At 72.7% G+C, this 4,838-nt stretch carries 5 protein-coding genes and 1 riboswitch; of the genes, 4 read left to right on the forward strand and 1 reads right to left on the reverse strand.

Annotated elements, in window-relative coordinates:
- A partial coding sequence (locus tag D3105_RS32250) for a class II aldolase/adducin family protein (protein ID WP_133305738.1) occupies positions 1–412 on the reverse strand: 412 nt, incomplete at its 3' end.
- A gap of 277 nt (positions 413–689) precedes the next feature.
- Here D3105_RS32250 and D3105_RS32255 point away from each other — a divergent pair.
- The 4 genes from D3105_RS32255 to D3105_RS32270 form a co-directional block, all read left to right on the forward strand.
- The gene (locus tag D3105_RS32255) at positions 690–1,949 is read left to right on the forward strand and encodes an inorganic phosphate transporter (RefSeq protein ID WP_118906393.1); all 1,260 of its coding nucleotides are present in this window, start codon (positions 690–692) and stop codon (positions 1,947–1,949) included.
- 12 nt (positions 1,950–1,961) lie between these two features.
- Positions 1,962–2,192 carry a hypothetical protein gene (locus tag D3105_RS32260; RefSeq protein ID WP_010061387.1) on the forward strand — a complete coding sequence of 77 codons (231 nt, stop codon included), beginning with the start codon at positions 1,962–1,964 and terminating at the stop codon, positions 2,190–2,192.
- 124 nt (positions 2,193–2,316) lie between these two features.
- A riboswitch (cobalamin riboswitch) is annotated at positions 2,317–2,494 on the forward strand.
- A gap of 117 nt (positions 2,495–2,611) precedes the next feature.
- Positions 2,612–3,592: a cobalamin biosynthesis protein gene (locus D3105_RS32265; protein WP_118906394.1), complete on the forward strand. Its 981-nt coding sequence runs from the start codon at positions 2,612–2,614 to the stop codon at positions 3,590–3,592.
- A partial coding sequence (locus D3105_RS32270; protein ID WP_118906395.1) for a cobyric acid synthase occupies positions 3,589–4,838 on the forward strand: 1,250 nt, incomplete at its 3' end. The genes D3105_RS32265 and D3105_RS32270, both read left to right, overlap by 4 nt.

The following is a 4,838-nucleotide window of genomic DNA, read 5'->3' on the forward strand; positions in this document are numbered from 1 at the left end:
CCACGCCGTGCACGCCACCGGCGTTGCGGACGGGGCCGCCGAGGATGGCCGCCGCGTAGTGGACGAGCGGGACCTCGGCGACGAGGGTGGAGACGGCGGTGGCGTGCACGGCGTGGGTGTGGACCACGGCGGCGGCGTCGGTGGAGCGGTAGACCGCCAGGTGGAGGGGGAGTTCGCTGGTCGGCCCGAGCTCTCCGAGGACCTGGCGTCCTTCCAGGTCGACCCCGACCGCGTCCTCGGGTCCGAGCCGGTCGTAGGGCACCCCGCTGGGCGTCACCAGGACGAGGTCGCCGACGCGGGCGGAGACGTTGCCGGAGGTGCCGACGACGAGGCCGTCCGCCGCGCTCCGGCGGGCCGTGTCGATGACGTCCCGCCAGGCCTGGCGGACGGATTCCGGCTGGTGCTCGCTCATGGGGGCGAGCGTAGGGGGTAGGCGCGCAACCGGAACGACACACGGGGAGTGACGGGGATCTCTTCCGGGTGCCGAACGGCCGTTCAAAATGTTCGTCAACGGGCGGCAAAGGGCAGCCCACGCCGCGCCCCACCGGCCTCGCACAATCCCACCCGCACACAAGCGGAAGCATCGGACTCCGCTTGGGGTCACCGCAGCGCCCTGCCCAGTTCATCTTCCGTTCACCCAGGTTGCCTACGGTCCACGAGCCACTGACGTCGAACGATTGCCTGGGTAAATGGAACACATCACGCTGCTGCTTGCGATTGTGGTCGTAACAGCTCTCGTGTTCGATTTCACGAACGGTTTCCACGACACCGCCAATGCGATGGCGACCACCATCTCGACCGGCGCGATGAAGCCCAAGACAGCGGTGGCCATGTCCGCCGTTCTCAACCTGATCGGCGCGTTCCTGTCGGTGGAGGTCGCCAAAACGATCTCCGGCGGGATCGTCAACGAAGACGGCATCAGAACAGAAGTCATCTTCGCGGCGCTCGTCGGCGCCATCCTGTGGAATCTCCTGACCTGGCTGCTGGGCCTGCCCTCCAGCTCCTCCCACGCCCTGTTCGGCGGTCTGATCGGCGCCGCGGTCATGTCGGCCGGCTGGTCCTCGATCAACGGCGGCACCGTCGTCACCAAGGTGCTGCTCCCCGCGATCGCCGCCCCGCTCGTCGCCGGTATCGCCGCGATGCTGGCCACCCGGCTGACGTACCGGATCAACCGGAACGTCACCGACCCGAACCAGCTGAAGTCGACCGCCAAGGGCTACCGGGCCGGGCAGATCGCCTCCGCCGGTCTCGTCTCGCTCGCCCACGGCACCAACGACGCCCAGAAGACGATGGGCATCATCACCCTCGCCCTGGTCACCAGCGGTGTCCTGGCCCCCGGCTCCAACCCGCCCATGTGGGTCATCGTCTCCGCCGGTGTCGCCATCGCGCTCGGCACCTACCTCGGTGGCTGGCGCATCATCCGCACCATGGGCAAGGGCCTGACCGACCTCCAGCCGCCGCAGGGCTTCGCCGCCCAGACCAGCGCGGCGACCGTCATCCTGGCCTCCTCGCACCTCGGCTTCTCGCTCTCCACCACGCAGTCCTGCTCCGGCGCCGTGATGGGCTCGGGCCTCGGCCGCAAGGGGGGTGTGGTCCGCTGGTCCACCGCCACCCGGATGTTCGTCGCCTGGGGTCTGACCCTGCCGGCCGCGGGTCTGGTCGGCGCGGGCGCCGAGTTCCTGACCAAGCAGGGTCCCTGGGGCATCGCCGTCACGGCGGTCATCCTGGTGGGCGGGTCGTTCGCCATCTGGCTGGCCTCGCGTCGCCAGCCCGTCGATCACACCAACGTCAACGACACGGACGGCGACGAGCCCCAGGGCGTCGTCACCACGGCCATCGCCGCGGTCCAGCCGCCGCCCGTCGGGGGCCCGGCCTCCGACCTCACGACGACCATCCCGGCCCCGGCCTCGGCGCCCGACGACCCGGCCCGGCCGCCGGCCAAGGTGTAAGGACAGATCCGCATGAAAATCGACTGGGCAGCTCTCGCCTCCGTCTTCGGTGTCAGCCTCGTGGTCACCGTCGCGCTGGTCGGCCTCTTCACCCTGGGCATCGTCGCCCTCTCCAAGCAGTCCGCCACGGCCGGAGGCAGCGCCTCCGGCGGGTCGGTCGCGCTGGCGCGCACCGGCGCGTACGCCTGCTTCGCGCTGTGCGTCGCGGCGGTCTCGTACGGGATCTATCTGATCGTCGCCTGACCCCGCACCCCGCACTCCTTCGGGCCGGACACACCCTCGTGTGTCCGGCCCGATGTGCGTCCGCCCACAGTGGACCCCCGCAGGTCAACAGCGAGTTGACGGTTGTTCTCGGGGCGTGGTGGACTGCCGGAGCCATTTACGGCGACAGCAGAGGAAGCCGGTGTGAATCCGGCGCGGTCCCGCCACTGTCACCGGGGAGCACTCCCCCACACCGGACGTCACGGCTCGCGGTACGCGGGCTGGAAGGCCGGGGGAACTGCGGATCCGGGAGCCAGGAGACTCTCGTCGTCGGTCACGTCGAACCAGGGCGCGGACCCTGAGTGAGGACCTACGCCATGCCCGGCCGCCGTGCGCCGTTCCCTGCGCCGCTTCCTGTGCCCCTCCGTGCCGGAACGCCTCTTTCCACGACGGGCTGAGCCGTGCGTGCCGATCGCATCTTCGCGTACGGCGCCACGGCCGGGATGGTCGCCGACGCGCTGCTCGGCGATCCCCGCCGTGGCCACCCCGTCGCCGGATTCGGCCGCGCCGCGGCGCGGGTCGAGTCCCTGTTGTGGCGTGACGACCGTGGCCGGGGCGCACTGCACACCCTGGTGTGCGCCGGAGGCGCCGTGGGGGCCGCGGCGCTGACCGCCCGCGCCGTACGGGGGCGCCCGGCGCTCGCCGTCGCGCTCACCGCCGCCACCGCCTGGTCCGTCGTCGGCGGTACGTCGCTGGGCCGCGAGGCCCGCGCCATCGGGGGCGCGCTGGCCACCGGGGACCTGGAGGTGGCCCGGGAGCGGCTGCCGCATCTGTGCGGGCGCGATCCGCACTCGCTGGACGGGCCGGGGATCGCCCGCGCGGTCGTGGAGTCGGTCGCCGAGAACACCTCGGACGCCGTCGTCGGCGCGCTGGTGTGGGGAGCGATCGGCGGAGTGCCGGGGCTTGTCGGGTTCCGGGCGGTGAACACGCTGGACGCGATGGTCGGCCACAAGTCGCCCCGCCACCGCCGCTACGGCTGGGCCTCGGCCCGCCTGGACGACGTGGCGGGATGGCCGGGCGCCCGGCTGACGGCCGCGCTGGCCGTGGTCGGCGGCGGGCGGCCCGCGGAGGCCGTACGCGCCTGGAAGGCGGACGCGCACCGCCACCCGAGCCCGAACGCGGGGCCGGTGGAGGCCGCGTTCGCGGGAGCGCTCGGCGTACGGCTGGGCGGCACACTCGCGTACGCCGGGCGCGTCGAGCACCGGCCGGTACTGAACGGGGCCGCTGGGCGGGACGTGCGGGGCGCGGACATCGAGCGCGCGGTTCAGCTGTCGCGCCGGGTGAGCGCGCTGGCCCTGGGGGTGTGTGTGGCGGGCCGGCTGATCGCCGGCCGCGTGGTCGCGGGACGGTCGTCGACAGGACAGAAGCGGGGGCGGGCATGAGGGGCGGCGGGCTGCTGGTCGCGGGAACGACCTCGGACGCGGGCAAGAGCGTCGTCACGGCGGGCATCTGCCGCTGGCTGGTGCGCCGGGGCGTGAAGGTCGCGCCGTTCAAGGCGCAGAACATGTCCCTCAACTCCTTCGTCACCCGCGAGGGCGCGGAGATCGGACGCGCCCAGGCGATGCAGGCCCAGGCCGCCCGGGTGGAGCCGACGGCCCTGATGAACCCGGTGCTGCTGAAGCCCGGCAGCGACCGGTCCAGCCAGGTCGTCCTGATGGGGAAACCCGTCGGCGAGATGAGCGCCCGCGGGTACCACGGGGGCCGTCAGGAGGCACTGCTCGGCACGGTGACCAGCTGCCTGGAGGAGCTGCGGTCGACGTACGACGCGGTGATCTGCGAGGGGGCCGGGTCGCCGGCCGAGATCAACCTCCGGCGCACCGACATCGTGAACATGGGGATCGCGCGGGCCGCCCGCTTCCCCGTGCTGGTCGTCGGGGACATCGACCGGGGCGGGGTCTTCGCCTCGTTCTTCGGGACGACGGCGCTGCTGAGCGCGGAGGACCAGTCGCTGGTGGCGGGCTACCTGGTGAACAAGTTCCGGGGCGACGTCTCGCTGCTGGAGCCGGGGCTCGACATGCTGCACGGGCTGACCGGGCGGCGGACGTACGGGGTGCTGCCGTACGCACACGGGCTCGGCATCGACGAGGAGGACGGCCTGCGGGTCTCCCTGCGGGGTGCGGTCCGCGAGTCGGTCGTCGCGCCACCGCACGGGGAGGACGTGTTGCGGGTCGCGGTCTGCGCGGTGCCGTTGATGTCCAACTTCACGGATGTGGACGCGCTGGCCGCCGAACCGGGCGTCGTCGTGCGGTTCGTGGACCGGGCGGAGGAGCTGGCCGACGCGGACCTGGTGATCGTGCCGGGGACGCGCGGCACGGTGAAGGCGCTGGCCTGGCTGCGTGAGCGCGGGCTCGCGGACGCGCTGGTGCGGCGGGCGGCGGAGGGCCGGCCGGTGCTGGGGATCTGCGGCGGGTTCCAGGTGCTCGGTGAGCGGATCGAGGACGAGGTGGAGTCGCGGGCGGGGGTCGTGGACGGGCTGGGGGTCCTTCCCGTACGGATTCGCTTCGACCGGGACAAGACGCTGGCGCGGCCGGTCGGTTCGGCGCTGGGCGAGCCGGTGGAGGGGTACGAGATCCACCACGGGGTGGCCGACGTACGGGGCGGGGAGCCGTTCCTGGACGGGTGCCGGGT

The sequence above is a fragment of the Streptomyces globisporus genome, assembly GCF_003501885.1.
Taxonomy (GTDB): domain Bacteria; phylum Actinomycetota; class Actinomycetes; order Streptomycetales; family Streptomycetaceae; genus Streptomyces; species Streptomyces globisporus_D.

Coding starts and splice junctions, on each gene's coding strand:
- D3105_RS32255 (WP_118906393.1), top strand. CDS start 690: ATGGAACACATCACGCTGCTGCTTGCGATTGTGGTCGTAACAGCTCTC.
- D3105_RS32260 (WP_010061387.1), top strand. CDS start 1,962: ATGAAAATCGACTGGGCAGCTCTCGCCTCCGTCTTCGGTGTCAGCCTC.